The sequence below is a fragment of the Bacillus sp. T33-2 genome, from assembly GCF_002860205.1.
GTDB lineage: Bacteria > Bacillota > Bacilli > Bacillales > Cytobacillaceae > T33-2.
Map to the genome: position 1 here is coordinate 16,162 of NZ_PGVB01000007.1, position 21,408 is coordinate 37,569.

Here is a 21,408-nt window from a genome sequence, read left to right on the forward strand (position 1 = left end):
CCAAAGATCTATATACACTGACGATTTTCTTCTGAAAAACACAACCGCTTGCGAACCCGTTTATTTTTAAAAAACCACTATGGAATCTACTGGATTACAAAATTAAATAGTTGGACAGAAAAAATAAAAAAATAGAATAAATGATCAAATTGGATTCTTGAATATATGGACTATATCGAACAGCGAATGCAAATGCCTTTTATTGATTATCTCTCTTTACGTCCTGAAAAAGCTCTTCCGAAGCTTCAACATTGTACACCGGCTGAAGTTTTTTATCCCCGCGTAGACGTATTCCATTTCTTTAATTAATTACCACATCTGCATTTTTCGTTGTTCCGAAAAAACGAACAAGAGTATATAAAAAAGGTGCCCTGTTAGAAGCACACCCATTTGTCTAATTCTTCTCTTGTTCATTTCCTTTTTAAGCATTAACCTGTCGATTCCCTTTTTTGTGAATCTTATGTTGTTCCTTGTGCATTCGGTATGTTTGCACTTTTATTTTTACTTGTTCTGGCTCTTGCTTTCGGGTGAGAACTTTAACAAAAGCATTTTCTACTTTATGGCAAATTGTCTGATATAATCCCATCATTCTTCCCCCTTAACTGACCATCTTTTTTGCTACATAAAAACGGCGACCCAACCAGGCTAATAGAAGAACTACTCCTCCTGCAGCTGCTTGTTGGTTGGTTTCCGCTTGTTGTTTCTCGTAATCTTTCATGCCCAGTTGAAAATTATGTTTAAAGATCGGCTCAGCTATTTTGTATTTACTTGGTACTTGATATGTTTCTCCTGCAAGACCCATGCTGAAAGCGGCCGCAGCAATCTTTTTAATTTCTTTATTGGACTCGAATCCTTCTTTGTACCAGCCTACCAGCTTTACGTTACCAAGCTTTGGAGCCTCGTATTCTAACATGGTAAAAGCGGCTTCATATCCTTGCTTAACATACATTTCTTTTAGTTCACTTTGCCCTTTCTGATATCCTTCTTCGTATGCCTTAGCGTATTCTTCTTTCACATCTGTTGGTACATTATGTACGTCATTCTTTCCTTCTTCATACCCCTTTTTAGAAAACTCTTCCTTTTGTGCGGCATCCCGTTCACTAACTGCTCTTTTGAATCCTTCTTCATAGGAGGCTTTCACAGAATCGTTTTGTTCATACTCTTTTGGGATTACGATTTGGTCTTGTTTTTGTCCTAGTTGGTACCCGGCTTTGTCAGCTGTTTCTTTTTCAGCTTTTAGCTTTTGGGCTCCTTCTTCCCATCCTTTTTGGAATCCCGTGTTAAATCCTTCTTTATAAGCGTCAGAGCCGGTTGTGTCCACAGAATTGGACTGACCATGATATCCTGCTTCTTTTCCGGCTGCGTACCCTTCCTTTTCACCTTTTGCTTTGTCCTGGCTTGCGGTTTTTGCGGCAATTTGAGCTTGGCTTCCATTTAATTTTGCTGTGTCATACCCGCCGGCTTCACAAGGAATCCCGTCGTCCACTTTATTCCCCCACCCATCCAGCCTTTCCGGGTCATAATCTGCAGTGTAGCCTTTCGCATTCCAGTACGCCACGACCTCGTCGTATGAGGCAAAGTCGGTGCAATCCTTGTCATTTGATTGTGATGGAGTGGACTGTGGCGTTGAACCTGAAGAAGATCCACCCGATGACGTTCCTCCCCCATTATGATAGTGGTAGCCTGTACACAGCCCTTTCGCTTTTGCTGACGGTCCACAATTGTGTCCCCCGCTTGAATCCGTTCTCCCTCCATGCGCATATGCTGACATTCCAACTGATAAAATTAGCAAAAACACCAGCCATGCAACTAGCTTTTTCAATTGGTTCTCCCCCTTGTATTTCTTTAAAATGTCTTTTTATCTGAAAATTATGACTTATACTAATAATTGTTACATGTTTTCCTTTTTATTACAATAAAAAATAGTAAAAACAAGGTTTTACTTTGTTTTTTGCAATGCAATTTGATCCTCCACTAAGAATACATATGAAAATAATGGTGAACATTTCCATTTTTCGCTGTGGAAATATGTTATTATTAAATTGATGGAAATATTTTCATTGGAGGTATTAATACAATGGGCTGGTATTTGTTTCTTGCAGTAATGATTGCTTTGTCTTGGTATGTGAAATTAAACTACCCTACAATTAGAGGTAGATTCGGAGAAAAGCAAGTTTCAAATCTATTAAATAACCTGGATGACACCAAGTACATTCTGCTCAATGATTTATATATACCTAAAGAAAACGGACAAACCACCCAAATCGATCACGTTCTGGTTTCCCATAAAGGTTTATTTGTCATTGAAACAAAAAACTATAAAGGATGGATTACTGGTTCAGAATACAGCCAGTACTGGACTCAGCATAATTACAAGAGACAGGACAAGCTCTATAACCCAATCTGGCAAAACGTAGGCCATATTAAAGCTCTAAAGGAATATCTTGGAGATATTTTAAATGATGTTCCCGTTCATTCCATTATTGTTTTCAGCAAGCAAGCTACTTTGAAGTTTAAAGAACCTTTTAAAAAAGCAACAGTTATTAAAATGGGAGATCTCCTCTCAACAATCGAAGATGAAGGCGGTGCTGGTGAAACTGTTTCAAACTTTAAGCGGCACAAAATAAAACAGCTCCTTTCCGTGCTTTATGTAAAAGATAAGAAGACGCAAAAAGAGCTCAGCAAAAAGCATATCGCTGACATTAAGAACGATATGAAGGTTAAAAACAGTAAAGTGTTAAGCAATATCTGTCCCCGTTGTGGGAGCGCACTTGTTTCGAGAAAAGGAAGAAAAGGAGAATTCAAGGGTTGCAGCAGTTTTCCAAAATGCCGGTTTACTGCATGACACAACTATCATGCAAATGTACCTCATACTTGTTTCTAAATAAAAATCTCCGGCGCCATAATAAGGTACCGGAGATTTTTATTTTAGCTAAGTTGCGATGCAAGTATAACCCTACTTTAACTGTTTTAATTTACGGAGTACTTCATCCTCTTTGGTGTAATCATACTGTCCCCCCTTTTAAACTATTTTTCAACTCCCACTGGATTGTTTTTCTGAGGAAGTTTCATAGAACCTTCTCTATGTATCCCAGTCTTTGCGAATAAGCGGGTCAGTATTTATATTTACCACTTGCGAGTCATCTAGAAATTCTTTGTTAACTTTGAGACCTGGCCATGCCATCCATAGTACACTTTGCCTATATCCTCAATCCATTTCTTATTGGTTGGTGTTTCTGTTTTTCCAATATTATAAATCTTGGAATCACGAAGTGGAGTTTCAACTGCTTTTACGATTCCAGCTGCAATATTCTCAACATACCCTTTTGTCCATTTCCAATTACCATAGCCCTCGTCAAGGATAATCACGGGCCGGTTATCTTTCATCCGTTGAATATATTCCAATGCCCTGTGATGATAATTAAATGTACCATAAACCACAGGAAGCCTTAGTATCGTAGACTGGATGTCTGGATGATTTAATAGTTCTCTTGCTCATAGAGAATCTTTTCGTATTTTCCCCTTGCTTCTACATGTTGAAAGATAAAGAGATTTCCGCGCACCTCAGAAGCTTCAGTAATGATTTCATTCTCAGGGTCACTTTTCTCAGTTCCTACAATCCTTCCAAACGACTTATACACGTACATGCTGCTTAGAGCCACTATACTCTTCGTCAATCTGCTGGCAACTTACAACAGTTCCTTGGCATCGTCGATTGTCATTGGTATCATATCCAGAATAACATCCGGATTTAAATTCATGAATTTATCCTTATAATTGTAAAGATTTTTTCTATCACCATAAATATTTTGTACAGGCTGACCGGTCTTATGATTTCGCCGATGAAATAAGGCGACATTGTGTCCCCTCTCCAAAAGCTGATCGACCACAAATCGGCCTATAAATCTAGTACCGCCTATAACCAATACTTTCATCTGACTCACTCCCTTAAGATATTCACTACCTTACCTGATATGCTGCAAAGTCCATGTCGTGGCTGTTAGTCACTTCGATATATCTTATTAACGATTGTTGTACGTCCGAAGATACGGTCCCCTTATATTTTTTAGTAATTATCTATCTTGTTAACTTCGAGCACTGCTCCAACAAAATAATTTACTGATAGCGATTAGCAGAAAAACGCCCGATACTGGGCGTTTTTGAAAGATGTACTCGTTTTGCAGACCTTATAAAATAGGCTACCTGTCACTCTACCTTACGCACAACTGCACGTACCGGACTTCCATCTGCTTCTACAAGCGGGAGCGGCAGTGCTGCTAGTTCGTAATCTCCAGGTTCTATGTTGTCGAGGACAAGTCCTTCCAGTATATGAATCCCGCATCGTGCCAATTCATGATGGGCAGGCAGTTCCTTGCTTTCCAGAGGATCAACGGAAGGCAAATCAAGTCCGAGAAGCTGAACACCTGCCCTGGCAAGATAATCTGCCAAACCCGGTTCAACAAAAGGTATTGATTCCGGGAAAACGCTTCGGTCCTGCCATGCTCCTGTACGAATGAGAAGCCGTTTGACTCCTTTTAGGTTTAATTCTTCTAATTGATTGACACCCAAACAGGCTGTATTGGGAATATGTATGATCCGTGCCGGACCAATATACAAATTTACGTTCAGATCGATTACCCGTTTGCCATCATCTTCAAAATGAAAAGGCGCATCAATATGCGTGCCAGTATGGACACTCATTGAAATTTGGCCAACATTGACAGATCCGCTGTCCTGCTTGCTCCAGCTCACCTTGTAGTTAAACGGCGCATCCCCCGGCCAGACAGCAATTCTGTCATCCAGCCTCTGTGAAATATCGATCCATGAACTCATTTGTTCTAACCTCCCTTGAGCGTTGTTCTGCGCAGCATAGATTGCCCGGTGCAGTGGAATGTGAATGCTGCCATAGATTAACGGGTTTTAACATTAATAAGAGAAGCATAAGAACCGTCAACATCCTTCAAAGCTTTGTCCTTAAGCTCCACAATTCGGGGAAAAAGCGGTGGTCCAGCACTTTTTTCAAATAGGTCACTCCTGAGGAGCCGCCTGTCCCCTGTTTAAGGCCGATGATGCGTTCGACAGTGCTCATATGGTTAAAGCGCCATAATTGCTGCTGGCTTCCAATGTCCAATAGCTTTTCGGCCAATTCGTACAAATCCCAGTATTGGTCGACATTCCGATATACGGTTAGCCATGCCTGTTCTACACTGCTGTTCGGTTGATATGCCTGTGACCAATCTCTGTCAAGAACTTCTTTGTCAACAGGCAGGCCCCGGACTGCCAGCGCCTTGATTGACACATCATAGATGCTCGGCTCGTGCAGTCCCATCATCAGCAGTCCATGAAGCTCAGGGTCATGCGTGTATACTGATAATGTATGCCCATTTTTTTGGCCCAGCGCGAATTCAATCAGGCGGTTTTGATACGACTGAAAACCGGACGAATGGCCAAGCTTATCCCGGAATTCCATATATTCTGAAGGGGTCAGTGTTGACAGTACGTTCCATGACTGAATCAATTGCTGCTGTATTTTTGATACACGCGAGAGCATCTTAAAGGATGGCTCCAGTTCATCACGGCGAATGCAATCAATAGCCTCAGCCAATTCATGGATGATAAGCTTCATCCATAGCTCACTGGTCTGGTGGATAATGATGAACAACATCTCGTCATGGTGGGCAGATATTCGCTGTTGGCTGGTTAATATTTTATCAAGCTGGAGATAGCTGCCGTAAGACATTTCCTTTTGGAAGTCCGTATGTATGCTCTTCTCCAGACTAGCTGTTTCCTTTGGTTCTTCATTATTGATGTTCCCCATAGGCATACTCCTTTCCTAGGACTGCTTCTATTAATCAATTTTTACTTCTGAAAAAATGGACTCATCATTCGACACGTGATAGACAGCGTTTTTCTTTTTCCATATAAAGTAGGCTATCGAAAGGATCACAAGCCATGGTATTCCGAATTGGAGCAATATCTTGAAATTCGTGAACCAGGTAGAAATGATGAGGCTAAGCAACAGCAGGGCTCCTAATATGGTCAAGTATGGGAATCCGATCATCCTGACAGGCAATTTCCGTCCGCCCGATTTCTCCCATTTTCGCCTGAAAAATAAATGCGACACAAATACCATAAGCCACGTGAATATTGCACCGAACATCGAAACACCCATCATGACCGCATAGGACGATTCTGGGACCATTGCAGTTACCGCGGCAGCTACAAAAATGCCCAGCGTCGATATGGCAAGCGCCCTTACCGGCACCTTTTTCTTGTTTACCTTTCCGAAAAAAGCAGGTGCGTATTTACTGCGAGATAATGTAAACATCATACGGGTGGAGGCGTACAGCTGACTATTCATTGCTGACAAGGCGGCTGTAAGCACAATAAAATTGACGATCCCGGAAGCTCCTGCAATATTCAAGATTTCCATGACTTTAACGAACGGGCTTTTATCGACACCAGCTGATTTCCACGGAGCAATCATCACAGCATGATAGCCATTGTCAAAACGTAAAAAGTGGTCAGGCGGAATACCGTAGCCTTCAGAGCCGTGGGGACTGCGACGTCAGGATCCTTCGCTTCCCCTGCAGTCACAGCGATCATTTCCGTGCCTAAAAAACTAAACAGGGATATGAAAATAGCGACCCACATTCCCCACCAGCCAAATGGCAAAAATCCACCATCATTCACCAGGTTTTGAGTTCCAATCCCAGGCTGCTCGGGCGCTCCGAACAGAATATATGTACCAAGCAGTAAGAATATCACAATTGCGCTTATCTTAATCATCGAAAACCAATACTCGAACGTAGCAAACGTGTTGACATGCGTGGCATTAATATATATCAACACCCCAGCGAATAACAGGATCCATACCATGCCTGGAACATCTGGAAACCAGTACTTCATATATACAGCGATTGCGCTGACCTCCACACCAACTGCAAGGACATTGGCGACCCAGTAAGAATAACGGACAATGAAGCCGGAGTAAGGATTAATATACCTTTCGGCAATTGTCCCAAATGAACCCGAAGTAGGGTGTGCCACTGTCATTTCGGCAAGGCATCCCATCAGCAGCAAAACGATGAAAGCCCCTATTGCATAACTGATCAGCACACTCGGACCTGCCGTTCCAATGGCAAGGCCGCTGCCAAGAAACAGCCCTGTTCCGATTGCGCACCCCATCGCAATCATTGTCAGCTGGTTTGTTTTTAAATCACGATTCAGGCCATTGTCTTGCTCGTGAATAATTGGATTTCCCATATCTCATTCCCCTTTTTCATTATGTGGGATTGCTGAGGAGCCTCCTTGTTCTCCCTCTGCACTCTTTCCCTTATGCCACAACTCCCCGTTCATTTTTAAACTTTTCAAACTGCTTTTCCACCATGATTTGCTTTAGGACTTGAACAGCATTCCACACTTCCTCATATGAAGTATAGAGCGCCACCGGAGCAAGCCGAACGACATTAGGCGAGCGAAAGTCTGGTACGACACCCTTTTCCTTTAATGCTTTGCAAATCCTGGCCGCCTCTGCATGCTCTAGGCTGACGTGTCCGCCTCGCCGCGCCTCGTCCCGGGGATTTCCGATAGAAAAGCCCATTCCTGCCAGTTCATTCTCTATTAAAGCAATTAAATATTGGTTGATTTGCAGTGATTTTTGCCGGATGTTTTCAATGCCTGCGTCAGCAAACATTTCAAGTGAACCAATCAGTGGGGCAAGACTTAACACGTGGGGTGTACCGATTTGATAGGCGCCAGCTGTTTCCGCAGCTGTAAGTGTATGCTCCATGTCAAACTGCTTATCCTTCCGTGAACCGAACCAGCCGGCAAGTCCTGCCCGTGTTCCGAAATGCCTGCGGTTCACATATAAAGCGGCAACACTCCCTGGCCCGCCGTTCAAGTGCTTATAGTTGCACCAATAGGCAAAATCCACTTTCCATTCAGAAAAAGAATGAGGAATTGCACCAATCGAATGGCAGGCGTCAAATCCGATGAGGATGCTGCGCTTATGGGCCTCTTCTGCCAGCCGTTTCATGTCCAAAATTTGTCCGCTTCGATATAGAACCGTCGGCAGGATGACTAACGCGATGTCATCCCTCATCGCCGCGATGATGTCTTCTTCATCTAAAAATCTCCCATCCCGGCTCTTCACACGGACAAGATTAGTGTCAGGATCATAGCCGTGCATGTGCAGCTGGCTTTGCAACGCATAAGTATCGGACGGGAAGTTCAGCTCGTCAGCCAGGATCTTCGTACGTTTTCCCTCCGGTTTGTAGAATGTGGCGGCCAGTTGATGCAGATTGACTGTTGTGGAACCGGTTACGATTACTTCTTCCGGGTCTGCCCCGACCAGTGGTGCCATCATCTCACCTAGCTTTTCAGACAGGCCGAACCACGGGTATTTGCCTTTCATCCAGCCGTCAATGCCAAGTGTTTTCCAATCTTCCAATACTTTAAGTAGCGTCGTTTCTGCCCTTTTCGAAAGAAGCCCTAGTGAATTTCCATCCAGGTAAATTGAACCAGGCTGTACGTAGAATTCATTTCGAAAGTGTGCAAGCTGGTCATTCAGGTCGAGTTGTCGGGCAAATTCCTGCGTTGGCTCAAATGGATATGTCTGCATCATCTTCCTCCTCAGAATTTTCATAAAGCACTGCTAGCCAAATCGTAGCAAAGAGAAAGTCATGCCGTCAAACTTTAATCCGAATATTCCAAAAATTAACGATAAATAAAAAAAAGATGAGGATATGCCGCAGATTGGCTGACCACTTTTTTGCCATTGCAAAAAGAGCGCCCGGTTAAAGGCACTCTTGTTTTCTATCTGGCAAAACTTTATTTCCGCTTGATTGGAATCCATACTTCCGACCTGTAGTCGTCAGTGTACGGATTTCCTGGCGGGTAAAGTTCGAATTCAGGTCCGCCAGCGTGTTCGTATCCAGTAGATGGAAACCACTCGCCGTAAATTCTTTGCCATACATTTTGAATGGCATCCGGCATGGCACCATGTGCTTCAAACACTGCCCACGTTGCTTTCGGAACCGTTTTTTCTTCAAGCCCATCCTTGATGCCTTTTTTTACGTTGATTCCGCCAATAAAGTACGTCATTTCGTCCTGCTTCTGATTAAATTCCATACATACGCCCAGCACGTCTGGAGTCCCTGTAATGTTACAAATTTCCTCAGAGGTTCCATTCTGATTGACTTCTTCCCAAAAAAGAGGAATCACTTTTAAATTCGTACCATCCTTTAACGACACCCTTTTTCCTTTTCCCAATACTGTAAATTCCTCGCGGTCGACAATTCTGTAATTCATTTCCGTCACTCCTTTAATTTGAATTTGAAAGGATATCCGCGGGAACGCCTTTAAATCTCGTCCCTGTCCTCTCACCTGGGATGGCGGAAAACCATGCAGCTTTCGAAATGCCTTAGAAAATGACTCTGGCGTTTCATAGCCATACTTTAAAGCAACATCGATGATTTTCTTGTCCGAATGTGCCAAATCCTGAGCCGCCACTGTCAGTCTCCTGTTTCTGACATAGTCAGCAAGAGTAAAGCCAGTAAGAAGGTGGAACATTCTCTGGAAATGATACTTTGAATAGAAAGATAATCTTGCAAGTTCATCGATATACACTTCTTTATCAAGATGGTCCTCAATGTATTCAAGGCATTTGTTTAATCGCTGCATTGCTTCCATGTTTATCCTCCCATTGACTAAAGTTTAGCATCATATTTTCATAGCATCCGGTCCTTTTGTGCGTTGTGTTGACAGGCGGGATGGAGCAATTAGAACTTCTCGGATCCATAACTGTTTCAACGAGATTAAGACACTCGACGACAGGATAGACTTTGCTACAGGACAGTTTTAATATAATACTTGGTTAACGCAAGGTATTCCCGAATATAAGATTTAAGTACAGCTTGATAAGGCGTTTCAGCTGGCAAGCCTGATATTTCAAGACCTTCATCATTTGCAATCATTTTTGCCCGAAAAATATGAAAATCATTTGTCACCACCAGCCCAGTTTTCGCAGTTTCAGGTATTAGAGCTTTTGAAAACCTTATATTTTCGTATGTATCAGTAGACTTGTCCTCCAGTAAAATGCGTGACCCGTCTATTCCCTGTTTCACTAACTCTCTTTTGATAGATTCCGCCTCTGGAATGTCTTCACCGGAGCCCTTCCCACCAGAGGCAATTGCGATGCAGTTTTCATGGTCCTTCAGAAAATCAGCTGCTTTGTCTATCCTGGATTGAAGCGCCAATGACGGAACTGTGCCTTTCACTCTTGCACCAAGAACAATCACATAATCTACATTTTTTGGAACTTTCATGTGGCTATGCTGGTAAATTTTAAAGTGAAGGAAACCTACATAAACAAGCCCGACCGCTGCCAGTATATGTATTGGTTTAGTTAACATTCTAGTTTTCATGTAATCTCCTTCCAATCCTTCAGTCCTGACACACAGTTCAGGTCCATTAAATCGATCCCCATTTAAAAGTAATAACAATGTAAAAGCACAACTTATCAGGCGGGCTATAACTCAGATATTCTTGTCGCATAGCTTAGTTTGTTTAGCATTTTATTCCAAGTATAACAAAAAAACACCTTATTGAAGCCAGGTGTTAAAAAATGATTTTTGAATTGTAGACTAACGGCCATGATTTAGATTCACCCTAAAGGACAATTTTGCTCGTCTTCCAACGGATTTTGTCCTTTAGAGCCTGCCTCTAGGATAGTTCTTCCATTTCCTCAAGGGATAAGCCATGCTTTCCTATCTAATGATGGACTATATCCTTCACATTCTTATTAAGGACACTTTATCCGTTGCACTCGAGTTTTTTACCAATATACTTGTGAATTTATGCCTTTTACCGGAGAAGTTTAACCTAACTCACTTCTTTCGCCTGCACACTGGAAAATTTCCGCTTCTGTATATAGACAAGCCTTGCCGATAAGGCGATGCCCGCGGCCAGCAATCCGACAGTCAACCCGATCCAGTATCCTGAAGCTCCGAGCCTGGTATAACTGGCCAGAATATAGCCCAGTGGCAAGCAGATGAGCCAATACGCAATCAACGTCATAATAAATGCGACATTGACATCTTTATACCCTCTTAAAGCCGCCTGGGCCGTAGCCTGGATTGCGTCGGAAATTTGGAAGAACAATGCATAAATTAAAAAGTGTGCGGTTAAATTGATGACCGCTGTTTCGTTCGAATAAAACCCTGCAACATCATGTCGGAACAGCACTACGAGCAAACCAGTCACAAGGGCAATCAAGATGGACAGGTAAATTCCCAGCCAGCTGTACGCTTTGGCATCTTTGTACCTGCCGGCCCCAACTTCAAATCCGACCAACACCGTCTGCGCCATGGATATGCTCATTGGTATCATATACAAAAACGCTACAATATTCAGCGCTGATTGGTAAGCTGCAATCGTTGTGATCGGATATTTACTGATCAAAATCATCACGATTGCAAATATGCCCGATTCAAAAAAGATCGAAAGCCCCATCGGCACCCCGATTTTCAAAATTTCCTTAAACATATCTGCTGAAAACTGTTTAAAATACGCTGCAGCTACATACTCCGAATAGGGTTTTTGCTTGATAATGATAAAACCTGTCGCTCCTGCAATCAGCCAATAAGTAAAAGCAGTCGCGTAGCCAGCCCCTGCCCCGCCCAGTTCGGGGAATCCCCATCGGCCAAAGATGAGCACATAGTTTAAAAAGAAGTTCACGGGTAATGAGGCCAGCAGGATGATCATCACGACCCTCGTTTTACCCAAAGCATAGATAAAGGACCGAAGCACATTAAAAATAAACAGCGGGATGATGCCATAGGCGAGGCCAATTAGGTAGCCGCGCGCTGTATGTTCCACACTTGAATTCAAATTCATGATATCCAATATCGGATTCAAAAAGATAAATCCGAGAATAAGGACCACTGTTGCTATCATGAAAGCCAGATAAACACCATGGGAAAGAACCGATGAGACTTCTTTGTGCTTCTTCTGGCCAAACCGCTGGGCAGCAATCGGCGATACAGCGAGAAGAATTCCACTCAAGCCTGTAAAAATCGGGTTCCAGATCGCTGAACCAATACCAACCCCGGCCAGGTCGGAAGGATTGTATTTGCCTGACATGACGGTATTGAAAAATACCATTGAAAACATGCCAAGCTGTGTAATTAAGATTGGGATCAGTAAAACAATGATCTGCTTTGTCTTCTCCCGCAAAGTAAACGTCTCGTACATTAAGTGAACTCCTCTAAAAATAAAAAAATAACAGCAAACAATATTATATTCCTTTTGACAAAAAAATGCGCTAGATTAGCAAATCATCCGCAAAAAACCTGCCGGTGTTTGAGAAGGGTTGGGATTGAACCTATGTCCGCGAAAAATGGACAGAGATTGCCATATGCTACAGTCATCAACTGCGTCCAGATTGATCGCACTCTTTCACGTCGTCCTTGATATTGATTCAATCAGTTCTTTTAATTCATTCGTGAAACCTTTTACTGCCCGATTCCCTGCTACTGTGACAGGAACTCCAAGAAAGCCGAATTTCTCAACTTCCTTCTGAAATTCCGGGTTGGTGGAAACATCCCTGGCCTCGTAAGGAATCCCTTCCTGCGTGAGTACTGTTTTCACCATGGTGCATTCAATGCAGTCTGTTGTAGTGTAAACGATTACTTGTTGCATCCGATTTCGCCTCCTAAACTATGGCCTGCGATTTTTTTATATGTACATATGAGCCAGTTATTATCCGCTGGAACTTCTAAACACTCTTGTGTGTCAGCTAAGAAATCTCATTCTTTTTCAAAAATATAAACCTGGCCATTTGCAGCCCGTCTGAACTTTGGCCCTGTAAATCCCCTTTTCAGCAATTCTTCTCGCATGTACATCATGATCCCACCATGGCCAACGACCAGGACGTCCTCGCCAGATGCAAGAATTTTATCAAGTACTATATGAATCCGGTGTTTTACCTCTGCTTTACTCTCAGGTTGTGATTTATGGTTAAAAAGCCATGCGCCCCTGATAAATAGAAGATGCATGAAAAGAGGGATTCTCATTCTAACACGAAAAAATGGCGAAAGTGCCACTTCCCGCAGCTCCTCCAGAAATTCAATCTGGCCTTTGAAAGCTGTTCTGGCAGTTATCTCCGCCCTCAATAAATCACTTGAAAAACACCGTTTCCAATCAACCCCGCATAGATCTATTTCTTTTTCAAACACTTCCGAAGCGTCATACTCCTCTACCCATTTCATTAATTCATCCGCTGAAACAAGTTTATTCGGGTAGCCTCTTTTCACTTCGAAATGACGGACTAAGCCAACTTTCATCACGCTCATTCCTCCACTAAGAACATAGACAGGTTTTCAGTTCAAATGTTCCTGTCATTATTTACTTTTGTATTCATCTTTATTAAACCGGTTGGAAGAGTTTCCTATTCGTTCCTCGTGCCTTCCGGTTTTTAGAAACGACCTCCATCAAATTTCATGTTCGATTCTTACTTCTGCGATTACTGTTGCCTTTCAGTTATTTATTCATTGTATTAGCGATTCAACCATTCAGTCGTTCTCCGATTATTCAGTTTTTCAGCAAACCAGGCGGAAAAACCAGACGGCATATGATCTTCGCGATTTCGGACAAATCAGCTTTTTTCCCGCTGTCAGCCTCTTTTTCAGGAATTTTCTCAACCAATACCATGACCGCCCATGATACTGAATCCAAATCAAGGTCATTCCATGTAAGGCCTTTTTCCCTGATATGTATCAATCCCCTGTGGATCCTTGAATGGATTTTTCTCCTTGCCTCTGCCAATACCTCCGCGAGTTCGGAATCCCGGGGCAATATTTCCGGCAGCACCCGATGAAGTCCAAGCTTATCAAGCTGACGATAGTGATCGGCCAGAAGAGAAGCCAGAAAATTTTCCGGATCAACATTCAGCCAGTCCGGCTCAGGGGGCATCAGCTTATCCATTTGATCTTCCATAAGTGACATGAAAAGTTGCCTTTTGTCTGAGAAATACCGGTAAAAGGTTCCCGTTGCCACACCTGCATGAGCGGCAATCTCCTTCGCTGTCGTTTGCTCATAACCTTTTTCAATGAACAGTTCACGCCCGCTTTCTAGCAATGCGAGCCTTTTTTGCTGCGCCCGTTCCTGTTGGGGGACTGAGGGGAATATTCCTGCCAGGTTGGCTTCTTCACGGTCTGTCATAGTGTCACCTCCACACGATCATAACATAAAAGAAGAATAAATGTGAACTTGAGTTCATATTATATATTGACAGACCGGGGGCTCATTTTCAATACTTGAACTAAGTTTCATGTTTCATACATTTTATTTTCTGACACCCCTTGGATGATAAATGTAGGAAACATGTACCGCTATTCCTGGCTAAAATTGGAGAATTCCAAAGAAAATAAATAGAGAGGTGCTGAACGATGGAGGCAAAACAAGATAAGAAAATCTCTGTAGATTCAACCATTTCTTTAAAAGGACTTGTAAAAGCCATTTTCAACGATACCATTCATATACAAATTGGCGGAAAGATTATCACCCTGCCAACTTCGGAATTACAACTAGAGAAATAAACCGTTAAATATTCGAAAGGTGCCATTATTGATGGCACCCTTTTGCTTAGTCCCTGAAAGTATGTTTATTCATTCATCTGTTTACATATCCTAAAGATACAGGAGGTGTAACATGGTTAGAATTCATAACCCAAACAAAAACGGTAATAATAAGAAATTAGGTGCTGATGATCAATTGCATGGCGGAATGATGGAAAACGTTGACCAGGTTTCGAATGCGGTTGCGAAAGCTGTCAGGAACGTTGGTGATAAGGACAAAAACAACCAATAAACAAAGCTGTCAATTCTAATGACACTAAAAGAACCTTTTCTCATACTCTTATGAAATCATTAATTGTCGGGAATTTTCCGGCCGTTGGGCACTAGCTTTATGGCTTTTGTTACTTTGTCTTGAATACAATTCTTTATAATAACCATTTAATTCAAGCAAGCTCTGGTGGCTGCCGCTTTCGATGATTTCTCCATTTTTAACTACAAAAATCGTATCTGCATGAAGGATAGTAGACAGCCTGTGGGCGATCATGATGATCGTTTTTTCCCGGTCAAATTGCCTGATGGACTCCTGGACGAGCTTTTCACTTTCATTGTCCAGTGCACTTGTGGCCTCATCCAATATGATGATGGATGGGTCCTTTAAAAAGACACGGGCGAGCGAAATCCTCTGTTTTTGGCCACCGGAAAGCTTCACCCCTCTTTCCCCTATCTCGGTATCATACCCTTGCGGCAAATCTGAAATAAAATCGTGGGCAAAAGCTTTGATCGACGCAGCTGCAATTTCCTTGTCAGAGGCCTCTAGCTTCGCAGTTTTCAAATTGTCTTTAATAGATGAGCTGTATAAAAAGTTGTCCTGTGTAACAATCCCCATTTGCTGCCTAAGGCTGGATAAAGAATAATCCTTTATATTCACTCCATCGATCAATATATCTCCTTTGGTCGCATCATACATTCTCGTCAACAGCTGCAATATGGTGCTTTTACCGCCCCCGCTCTCACCGACGAATGCATAGGTTTTGCCTTTTTCCAATGTAAACGATACATTTTGGATTACCTTTTTGTGCTCGTTGTAAGAAAAAGTAACATTTTGAAACGTAATTGCTTTTGAAAATTCCTCTAATTTAACCGGATCAGCTTTTTCCTTTATGGTGGCAGAGATGCTGAAGAAATCAAAAATCCTTTTTAATGCGACTCGCCCTTCTGTAACCGCCGGGAACGCCTGGACCAATGCGGCAACAGGACTCTTCATTTTATCGACGTATGCAAAAAACGCAATTAAGCTGCCCATTGTCAACTGCCCATCAATCACAAAAAGACTGGCAACAAGTACAACAACAAATGGAGTAATATCACTTAACACATTAACAGACGACAACATGAACGCATTGATCCTGGCATGCCTGTCAGTCAACCCCTCATAATGTTCCAAATGCTTATCAAGTTCTTGTTTATCCCTTACTTCGGAAGAGAATAATTTGGCTATGAATGCACCCTGAATTTTTTCAAAAATAAAGCCGCTTAGGACAGATCGGTAATTCATCATGTTCCGTGTCGATGTTTTGAACCTTTTCGATAAAAGGTGTGCCAACAAAAATTGAAAACCGACCAATAATACAGCAATCGTCGTCAGTTTGATGTTTAACGTAAGCATGATACCAACGACAAAGACCAAAACAATCATTTCGATCCATATATTTGAGAAAGCGGCTGTCATAAAGCCTCTTATTTTTTCAATATCATCAAAAAAACGTGTTCCAATTTCCCCGCTTTTATTATCGGTAAAATACTTTGCATCCAGTGAGTGTACCTTTTTAAACGCATCTTTACGAAGATTTTTAATGATATTGTTGTTTGCCTTGTGCATGAAGTATTGCCTCACGTACTCCATAGGTGCCCTCAAGAAAATAAACACAACGATCATGAGGGCTGCAATCCATGTAAGTTGTTCGATTTTTTCTGCATGTGACAATGCTTTGTTTTGGAGCAAGTCGTCAAAAATATATTTAATGATCAATGGGACGGTGAGTGGGATCAGAAACCGGAATAAGCTTCCGACGAACCCAAGAATATATAAATTCATTTCTTTTTTTACATACGGCAAAAACTGTTTGTATTCGTTCAAAACCATCGCTCCTTCCTATTTTATTCCGTCAATCGTCAAATTCGCATAGATGAAATTTTCCCGTTTACCAGTTGATTTTTGCGCTGATAAAGCTTGCGCCCCCACGCATAGAAAACGACAGCAGCCAGGGAAAACAAGGCCATCACAAGGAACATCGTTTCCCCACCGTATGAAACAAGCAGGATGCCACCGAACCAGGGGCCAATAAAGTTTCCTAATTCACTGAAGCCCTGTGCTCCATAGTACATGCCTCTCATTCCGGATGGGGTGATTTCATCAATTTGGGCATACTCAGAAGGGACTATCAAAATTTCGCCAAAGGTGAACACAATCATGGCGATGATAAAGCCGGTCCAACCGTCTGAAAAGGCAAACCCGATCTCTCCTGCAGCAAACAGCAGGCTCCCAAGGGCGATCCGCTGCAAAAGACCAAACCTTTCCGCCCACCTCGTGATTAAAACCTGAGTAGCAATCACCGTTATGCCATTGATGCTCATCAAGTAACCGAACAGCTTGATTCCTTCTGTAATGTTCTTTTCCAAATATTGCGATAACGTAACAGACATTTCGCCATGGACGGTTGTCAGGAGAACACTTCCTATGATGAACAGAAGGAGCACCTTATCTTTTCTGAAAACGCTCCATGCCTGCGATATGTTTACCTCTTCGTCAGAGGTTTCGTCCACTTCCCTGACTTGATAGTGTTTAATAAGCAAAGCCATCATCAAAAAATAACCGAAATAAGTCATTGCAGTAAACAGGAATGCAGCTTCGTTTCCTGCGACTCCAAATAAGGTTCCTATAATCGGGCCGATGGAAAACCCGATGTTCCCGGCCATATAACGGTTGGAAAACAATCTGAATCTCTTCTCCCTGGCAGTAAGGTCTGCCATCAAAGCCTTGGAAATCGTTGAGAAGAAGGATGAGAACAGGCCGCGAAATATATTTAACACGATTAAGAACACCGGGCTGCTGGCATGTAAGAGTCCTAAAAACACGAACCCTAAAATGATTAAACTCACAAGCAGCAAACGGATTCTTCCAAGAAAATCAGATAGTGTCCCTCCTAAAAATCCTCCAACTGTCGCAGTCAAGGCACCAGCACCAACAATCAAACCGACCGTGACCGGATCTATTTGGGTATTTTTTATCAAATATATGGGCAAAAAAACAACACTCATCGAGTTTGTCAGACTAATTAGGACTGTACCAAACATCATCATATGGACCATCGGATGGTAGGCTTTCAAGTAAGATTTTAACCGGACCATTTTTCTCTCCTTGTCAATGACTCACTTCAAAAAACGTTATACACTCCTCAATGCATCAATCGGATTCAGTTTCGAAGCCTTCCTCGCAGGTGCAATTCCAAAAATAATCCCGATTGCGCCCGAGAATCCCAGTGCCAACATAACTGTTGACGCTGAAAGAGCAAAACTGGTTCCAATCATCGTACACACTCCATATGCAATCAATGCGCCAGCGATAAATCCAATGACACCGCCAAAGAGTGACAGAAAGACTGCTTCTATTAAAAACTGCTGTTGAATTCTTTTTGGTTCGGCACCAAGCGCTTTTCTCAAACCGATTTCAGTTGTTCTTTCCGTAACGGACACAAGCATCATGTTCATAATGCCAATCCCGCCGACGAAAAGAGATATAGACGCAATTCCTCCAAGCATTAGAGAAAACATATCTGTCATCTTGTTGATCGAAGCGAGCATTTCCTCCATATTCATGACGGAAAAACCCTCTTCTTTATCATTGAATGCCTCGTTCAATACAGCTTCAATATCACTTGTTATTTTTTCAGAGTCCTTGGAATCTTCCATATATACATCAACACTAGAAATGTATCCTGTTCCAAGCAAGCTCATGGACGTGGTATAAGGAACTATAACTGCATCGTTTGTTGATGAGCCCGAAAATGCACCTGATTCCTGCAAAGTGCCGATAACGGTATAGGTTACTCCACCTATAATCAGCTTTTTGCCAATTGGATCTACTCCAAAGAATAAATCCTCTGCAATATTCGAACCGATCAGGGAAACCCTATTTTCACTTTCGATATCTAAAATGTTAATGCCTCTTCCTGTCTGGACAAGGTCTCTTGTTTTTGAAAAATACACATCATTTTTCCCCTGAACCAGTACATCTGTTTTTTCAACACCGGAAGCAACAACAGTGGTATTACCAGACAGGGTTGGAGAAACTCCTGCAATATTATCGATTCCTTCAAGCTTTTTGATGTCGCTGTCAATAAGCCCCTGCTTAAGCGGAGTTCCTGTAGCCTGGACTGTTATTTTATCTGCTCCAAAAGTAGCAAACTCACTCGTCATCTCATTCGTTGATGATTTGACGATCGTAATCAAGGCGATGATTGAACCGACACCAATGACAATACCTAAAATGGTTAAAGCAGACCGCATTTTATTGTGGATGACATTCATCCAGGACATCTTTAGATTTTCCTTGAACATCAGGCACTCTCCTCTCTAAGCCGGCCATCCAATATATTGACGATCCTGCTTGCATTTCTGGCAATCTCCTTATCATGGGTAATCATAATGATCGTTTTACCCTCTTGATTGAGATTTTGAAAAAGTTCCATGATCTGTTGACCCGTTTTTCTGTCCAGGGCTCCAGTCGGCTCATCCGCAAGCAAAATAGTTGGCTCTGTTACCATTGCCCTTGCAATTGCCACTCTCTGCTGCTGGCCGCCTGAGAGCTGATTTGGCCGATTTTGTAATTTTTCTCCAAGCCCTACCCGAACGAGCATTTCCTTCGCCCGTTTTTTACGTTCCCTTTCCGGAAGACCGGCGTAAACAAGCGGCAGCTCTACGTTTTGCAGTGCACTCAGACGTGGAAGAAGCTGAAATTGTTGAAACACAAACCCGATTTCCTTGTTTCGTATTGCTGCGAGATCAGCTTCACCTAACTCATCAACCTTTTGGTTAGAAAGGATGTACTCCCCGCTTGATGGGGAATCAAGACATCCAACAATATTCATGAGGGTTGATTTCCCCGAACCGGAAGGACCCAGGATCGCAACAAAATCTCTTTTATTTACGGTAAGATCAATACCATCCAATACAATTTGTTGTTCCTCACCCATTTGATAAGCTTTCGTTATCTGTGTCATTTCAAGGATTTGCGTGCTCATTATTGACTGCCTCCGCCTTGCATATGAGCAGCATGATTGGTTGCCTCAGAGGATGAATCCGGTATCATCACTACATCCCCTAAACTGATTCCACTCTTAATCTCAATCGTTGAACCATCATTGACACCTGTTTTTACATATTTTTTTGCTGGTTTTCCTTTTTCGGAGGCTTTTAGAACATAAGGCTTATTTTTGTTATCGAACTGCACGGCTTTCATTGGAACTGTAGTAACACCTTTAGCGTTATCCTTCAAAACTTGTGCTTCTGCACTCATCCCGATTCTAATCGCCTTGTCGTTGTTAAAGTCAATGAATGCTGTAAAATAGGATATGCCATTTTCGTTTGTGGCTTCTTTAGATATGGCATATACGGTTCCCTGTATTTCTTTTTCGAGAGCGTTAATCGTCACATTTACCTGCTGGTCAACAGCAACGTATTTAAGGTCATATTCGTCAACTTTTACCTTGATGTGTAAATTGCTGTAATCCACGATATCAATCAGCTGAGAGCCTTTCAGTGCATGGGAATTATTTTTTGTGTAAACCTTCGCGACTTCTCCTGCAATTTCTGCGTTTATTTCCTCTCCTTCTGAATTTCTCAACAGAACATCATCTTTTTTTACCAGGTCTCCTTCTTTAACCAGCACTTCTTCGACATGCATTTCCTTCTTGCTTATAATGTTCTGCCTGTTCTTTGCTTCCACTGCGCCAGAAAAGCTGTAATAGGTTGTAATGTCGGCAGTTTCGGCTCTTTCTTCTTCAAAAGCACCTGCTCCCTTTGGCGTGAAGATCAATCCTGCAGCCAAGGATAATATTAATACTCCGGCAATTGACAAAATCACCATCTTCTTTTTACTCTTCTTACTTTGTTTTGAACTCATTTCCTGACCTCCAATTTTTGTTGTAATCACCATTGATACTTTCTGGAATTTAGCACCTCCGACGCTTATTGTTTTGTTTAACTGTGACATTTATCGTTGACTCTATCTCCAACTCACAATCTCATTGTACTTAGTTTCGACTTTAACCAATCCGCACACTTTTGCGAGTATCACCGCACTCTTTTTGGGCAACACCGCAAAATAACGGGGTACCCCCGCATTATTTTCTGTCTTATTTACAAAACGTAAATGGTGCGGTTAATGAACGAAATAATTTTATATGTATCTTTAACAACTTTTTCATCCTTCCTTAAAGTACGTATCATATACTCAGAATGTATTGACAATACTCGTCGAAGGAGGATATATATGCATTTGAAAAAACTGACTTTGAATCGGCTGATCACGATTGATTATTATACTAATGGGAGCTTGCGCACCTTTACGGGTCGCGTTTATCGCCTTAATGTATTCGAACAAATAATTTCTTTAAAAGATGAAAAACATCAGTTATTTACCATACCGTTATCCGGCATCAGACAAATTTATTAATTTTGCCACAATCCATTTCCATTTCAAGCTGCTTTACACGGGACCAAAAGGATCCGTGCTTTTCCTTTTTAAAATTTAATTTTGTTTCCGGCCTTC

23 protein-coding genes and 1 pseudogene are annotated in these 21,408 nt (G+C 42.1%); 4 read left to right on the forward strand and 20 right to left on the reverse strand.

From position 1 onward, the window contains the following. Nucleotides 1–421: 421 nt before the first annotated feature. Entirely contained in the window at nt 422–586 is a 165-nt protein-coding gene (locus tag CVD19_RS24580) for a hypothetical protein (RefSeq protein ID WP_180953523.1), read from the reverse strand. A gap of 12 nt (nt 587–598) precedes the next feature. Next, nucleotides 599–1,822 (reverse strand): YHYH domain-containing protein, encoded by a 1,224-nt coding sequence (locus CVD19_RS04855; RefSeq protein WP_101580752.1) that lies wholly within the window; start codon nt 1,820–1,822, stop codon nt 599–601. A gap of 267 nt (nt 1,823–2,089) precedes the next feature. Between CVD19_RS04855 and CVD19_RS04860 the strand changes: the two genes are divergently transcribed. Next, nucleotides 2,090–2,845 carry an NERD domain-containing protein gene (locus CVD19_RS04860; RefSeq protein WP_180953524.1) on the forward strand — a complete coding sequence of 252 codons (756 nt, stop codon included), beginning with the start codon at nt 2,090–2,092 and terminating at the stop codon, nt 2,843–2,845. Nucleotides 2,846–3,144: 299 nt separating this feature from the next. On the opposite strand, the gene CVD19_RS04865 is transcribed toward CVD19_RS04860, so the two are convergent. From CVD19_RS04865 to CVD19_RS04920, 13 genes and pseudogenes are all read right to left on the reverse strand, one after another. Continuing rightward, nucleotides 3,145–3,468 carry an NAD-dependent epimerase/dehydratase family protein gene (locus CVD19_RS04865; RefSeq protein WP_142383502.1) on the reverse strand — a complete coding sequence of 108 codons (324 nt, stop codon included), beginning with the start codon at nt 3,466–3,468 and terminating at the stop codon, nt 3,145–3,147. Nucleotides 3,469–3,479: 11 nt separating this feature from the next. Continuing rightward, nucleotides 3,480–3,677 (reverse strand): hypothetical protein, encoded by a 198-nt coding sequence (locus CVD19_RS24195; protein ID WP_142383503.1) that lies wholly within the window; start codon nt 3,675–3,677, stop codon nt 3,480–3,482. Between the two features lie 12 nt (nt 3,678–3,689). Continuing rightward, complete coding sequence (locus CVD19_RS04870; protein WP_101580755.1) at nt 3,690–3,935, reverse strand: NAD-dependent epimerase/dehydratase family protein; 246 nt, start codon at nt 3,933–3,935, stop codon at nt 3,690–3,692. A 271-nt stretch (nt 3,936–4,206) separates the two neighbouring features. Then, entirely contained in the window at nt 4,207–4,833 is a 627-nt protein-coding gene (kynB, locus tag CVD19_RS04875) for an arylformamidase (RefSeq protein WP_101580756.1), read from the reverse strand. Nucleotides 4,834–4,960: 127 nt separating this feature from the next. Beyond that, entirely contained in the window at nt 4,961–5,818 is an 858-nt protein-coding gene (gene kynA / locus CVD19_RS04880) for a tryptophan 2,3-dioxygenase (protein WP_101580757.1), read from the reverse strand. A 30-nt stretch (nt 5,819–5,848) separates the two neighbouring features. Further along, nucleotides 5,849–7,266: pseudogene (locus CVD19_RS04885) on the reverse strand (amino acid permease). Between the two features lie 70 nt (nt 7,267–7,336). Next, nucleotides 7,337–8,623, reverse strand: a complete 1,287-nt coding sequence (kynU, locus tag CVD19_RS04890; RefSeq protein WP_101580758.1) for a kynureninase — start codon at nt 8,621–8,623, stop codon at nt 7,337–7,339. A 209-nt stretch (nt 8,624–8,832) separates the two neighbouring features. Beyond that, nucleotides 8,833–9,693: an AraC family transcriptional regulator gene (locus CVD19_RS04895; protein WP_180953526.1), complete on the reverse strand. Its 861-nt coding sequence runs from the start codon at nt 9,691–9,693 to the stop codon at nt 8,833–8,835. Nucleotides 9,694–9,848: 155 nt separating this feature from the next. After that, entirely contained in the window at nt 9,849–10,427 is a 579-nt protein-coding gene (locus CVD19_RS04900; RefSeq protein WP_101580760.1) for a YdcF family protein, read from the reverse strand. A gap of 457 nt (nt 10,428–10,884) precedes the next feature. Continuing rightward, nucleotides 10,885–12,255: an MATE family efflux transporter gene (locus CVD19_RS04905; RefSeq protein WP_101580761.1), complete on the reverse strand. Its 1,371-nt coding sequence runs from the start codon at nt 12,253–12,255 to the stop codon at nt 10,885–10,887. A gap of 204 nt (nt 12,256–12,459) precedes the next feature. Then, nucleotides 12,460–12,702 (reverse strand): glutaredoxin family protein, encoded by a 243-nt coding sequence (locus tag CVD19_RS04910; protein ID WP_101580762.1) that lies wholly within the window; start codon nt 12,700–12,702, stop codon nt 12,460–12,462. Between the two features lie 107 nt (nt 12,703–12,809). Continuing rightward, nucleotides 12,810–13,346, reverse strand: a complete 537-nt coding sequence (locus tag CVD19_RS04915) for a histidine phosphatase family protein (protein ID WP_101580763.1) — start codon at nt 13,344–13,346, stop codon at nt 12,810–12,812. Between the two features lie 247 nt (nt 13,347–13,593). Continuing rightward, nucleotides 13,594–14,223: a TetR/AcrR family transcriptional regulator gene (locus CVD19_RS04920; protein WP_101580764.1), complete on the reverse strand. Its 630-nt coding sequence runs from the start codon at nt 14,221–14,223 to the stop codon at nt 13,594–13,596. Nucleotides 14,224–14,450: 227 nt separating this feature from the next. On the opposite strand from CVD19_RS04920, the gene CVD19_RS24585 reads away from it, so the two are divergent. Both CVD19_RS24585 and CVD19_RS24590 read left to right on the forward strand, forming a co-directional pair. After that, nucleotides 14,451–14,600, forward strand: a complete 150-nt coding sequence (locus CVD19_RS24585) for a hypothetical protein (protein ID WP_180953527.1) — start codon at nt 14,451–14,453, stop codon at nt 14,598–14,600. A 112-nt stretch (nt 14,601–14,712) separates the two neighbouring features. Continuing rightward, the gene (locus CVD19_RS24590) at nt 14,713–14,871 is read left to right on the forward strand and encodes a hypothetical protein (RefSeq protein WP_180953528.1); all 159 of its coding nucleotides are present in this window, start codon (nt 14,713–14,715) and stop codon (nt 14,869–14,871) included. Between the two features lie 48 nt (nt 14,872–14,919). On the opposite strand, the gene CVD19_RS04925 is transcribed toward CVD19_RS24590, so the two are convergent. From CVD19_RS04925 to CVD19_RS04945, 5 genes are read right to left on the reverse strand one after another with little or no spacing between them, the layout of a single operon-like run. Continuing rightward, the gene (locus CVD19_RS04925) at nt 14,920–16,716 is read right to left on the reverse strand and encodes an ABC transporter ATP-binding protein (RefSeq protein ID WP_101580863.1); all 1,797 of its coding nucleotides are present in this window, start codon (nt 16,714–16,716) and stop codon (nt 14,920–14,922) included. A 35-nt stretch (nt 16,717–16,751) separates the two neighbouring features. Further along, nucleotides 16,752–17,987 (reverse strand): MDR family MFS transporter, encoded by a 1,236-nt coding sequence (locus CVD19_RS04930; RefSeq protein WP_101580765.1) that lies wholly within the window; start codon nt 17,985–17,987, stop codon nt 16,752–16,754. Nucleotides 17,988–18,023: 36 nt separating this feature from the next. Continuing rightward, the gene (locus CVD19_RS04935; protein ID WP_101580766.1) at nt 18,024–19,196 is read right to left on the reverse strand and encodes an ABC transporter permease; all 1,173 of its coding nucleotides are present in this window, start codon (nt 19,194–19,196) and stop codon (nt 18,024–18,026) included. Next, nucleotides 19,196–19,867: an ABC transporter ATP-binding protein gene (locus CVD19_RS04940; RefSeq protein WP_180953538.1), complete on the reverse strand. Its 672-nt coding sequence runs from the start codon at nt 19,865–19,867 to the stop codon at nt 19,196–19,198. Before CVD19_RS04940 ends, CVD19_RS04935 begins: the two co-directional genes overlap by 1 nt. An 11-nt stretch (nt 19,868–19,878) precedes the next feature. After that, complete coding sequence (locus tag CVD19_RS04945; protein ID WP_180953529.1) at nt 19,879–20,760, reverse strand: efflux RND transporter periplasmic adaptor subunit; 882 nt, start codon at nt 20,758–20,760, stop codon at nt 19,879–19,881. A 369-nt stretch (nt 20,761–21,129) separates the two neighbouring features. Here CVD19_RS04945 and CVD19_RS04950 point away from each other — a divergent pair, with 369 nt between their 5' ends. After that, nucleotides 21,130–21,312 (forward strand): YolD-like family protein, encoded by a 183-nt coding sequence (locus CVD19_RS04950; RefSeq protein ID WP_101580769.1) that lies wholly within the window; start codon nt 21,130–21,132, stop codon nt 21,310–21,312. The last annotated feature ends 96 nt before the right edge of the window (nt 21,313–21,408 follow it).

Excerpts from the sequence above, each read along its gene's own strand:
- CVD19_RS24580 (WP_180953523.1), bottom strand. The coding sequence starts at position 586 with ATGGGATTATATCAGACAATTTGCCATAAAGTAGAAAATGCTTTTGTT.
- CVD19_RS04870 (WP_101580755.1), bottom strand. The coding sequence starts at position 3,935 with ATGAAAGTATTGGTTATAGGCGGTACTAGATTTATAGGCCGATTTGTG.
- kynB (WP_101580756.1), bottom strand. The coding sequence starts at position 4,833 with ATGAGTTCATGGATCGATATTTCACAGAGGCTGGATGACAGAATTGCT.
- kynA (WP_101580757.1), bottom strand. The coding sequence starts at position 5,818 with ATGGGGAACATCAATAATGAAGAACCAAAGGAAACAGCTAGTCTGGAG.
- kynU (WP_101580758.1), bottom strand. The coding sequence starts at position 8,623 with ATGCAGACATATCCATTTGAGCCAACGCAGGAATTTGCCCGACAACTC.
- CVD19_RS04895 (WP_180953526.1), bottom strand. The coding sequence starts at position 9,693 with ATGGAAGCAATGCAGCGATTAAACAAATGCCTTGAATACATTGAGGAC.
- CVD19_RS04900 (WP_101580760.1), bottom strand. The coding sequence starts at position 10,427 with ATGAAAACTAGAATGTTAACTAAACCAATACATATACTGGCAGCGGTC.
- CVD19_RS04905 (WP_101580761.1), bottom strand. The coding sequence starts at position 12,255 with ATGTACGAGACGTTTACTTTGCGGGAGAAGACAAAGCAGATCATTGTT.
- CVD19_RS04910 (WP_101580762.1), bottom strand. The coding sequence starts at position 12,702 with ATGCAACAAGTAATCGTTTACACTACAACAGACTGCATTGAATGCACC.
- CVD19_RS04915 (WP_101580763.1), bottom strand. The coding sequence starts at position 13,346 with ATGAAAGTTGGCTTAGTCCGTCATTTCGAAGTGAAAAGAGGCTACCCG.
- CVD19_RS04920 (WP_101580764.1), bottom strand. The coding sequence starts at position 14,223 with ATGACAGACCGTGAAGAAGCCAACCTGGCAGGAATATTCCCCTCAGTC.
- CVD19_RS24585 (WP_180953527.1), top strand. The coding sequence starts at position 14,451 with ATGGAGGCAAAACAAGATAAGAAAATCTCTGTAGATTCAACCATTTCT.
- CVD19_RS24590 (WP_180953528.1), top strand. The coding sequence starts at position 14,713 with ATGGTTAGAATTCATAACCCAAACAAAAACGGTAATAATAAGAAATTA.
- CVD19_RS04930 (WP_101580765.1), bottom strand. The coding sequence starts at position 17,987 with ATGGTCCGGTTAAAATCTTACTTGAAAGCCTACCATCCGATGGTCCAT.
- CVD19_RS04935 (WP_101580766.1), bottom strand. The coding sequence starts at position 19,196 with ATGTTCAAGGAAAATCTAAAGATGTCCTGGATGAATGTCATCCACAAT.
- CVD19_RS04945 (WP_180953529.1), bottom strand. The coding sequence starts at position 20,760 with ATGAGTTCAAAACAAAGTAAGAAGAGTAAAAAGAAGATGGTGATTTTG.
- CVD19_RS04950 (WP_101580769.1), top strand. The coding sequence starts at position 21,130 with ATGCATTTGAAAAAACTGACTTTGAATCGGCTGATCACGATTGATTAT.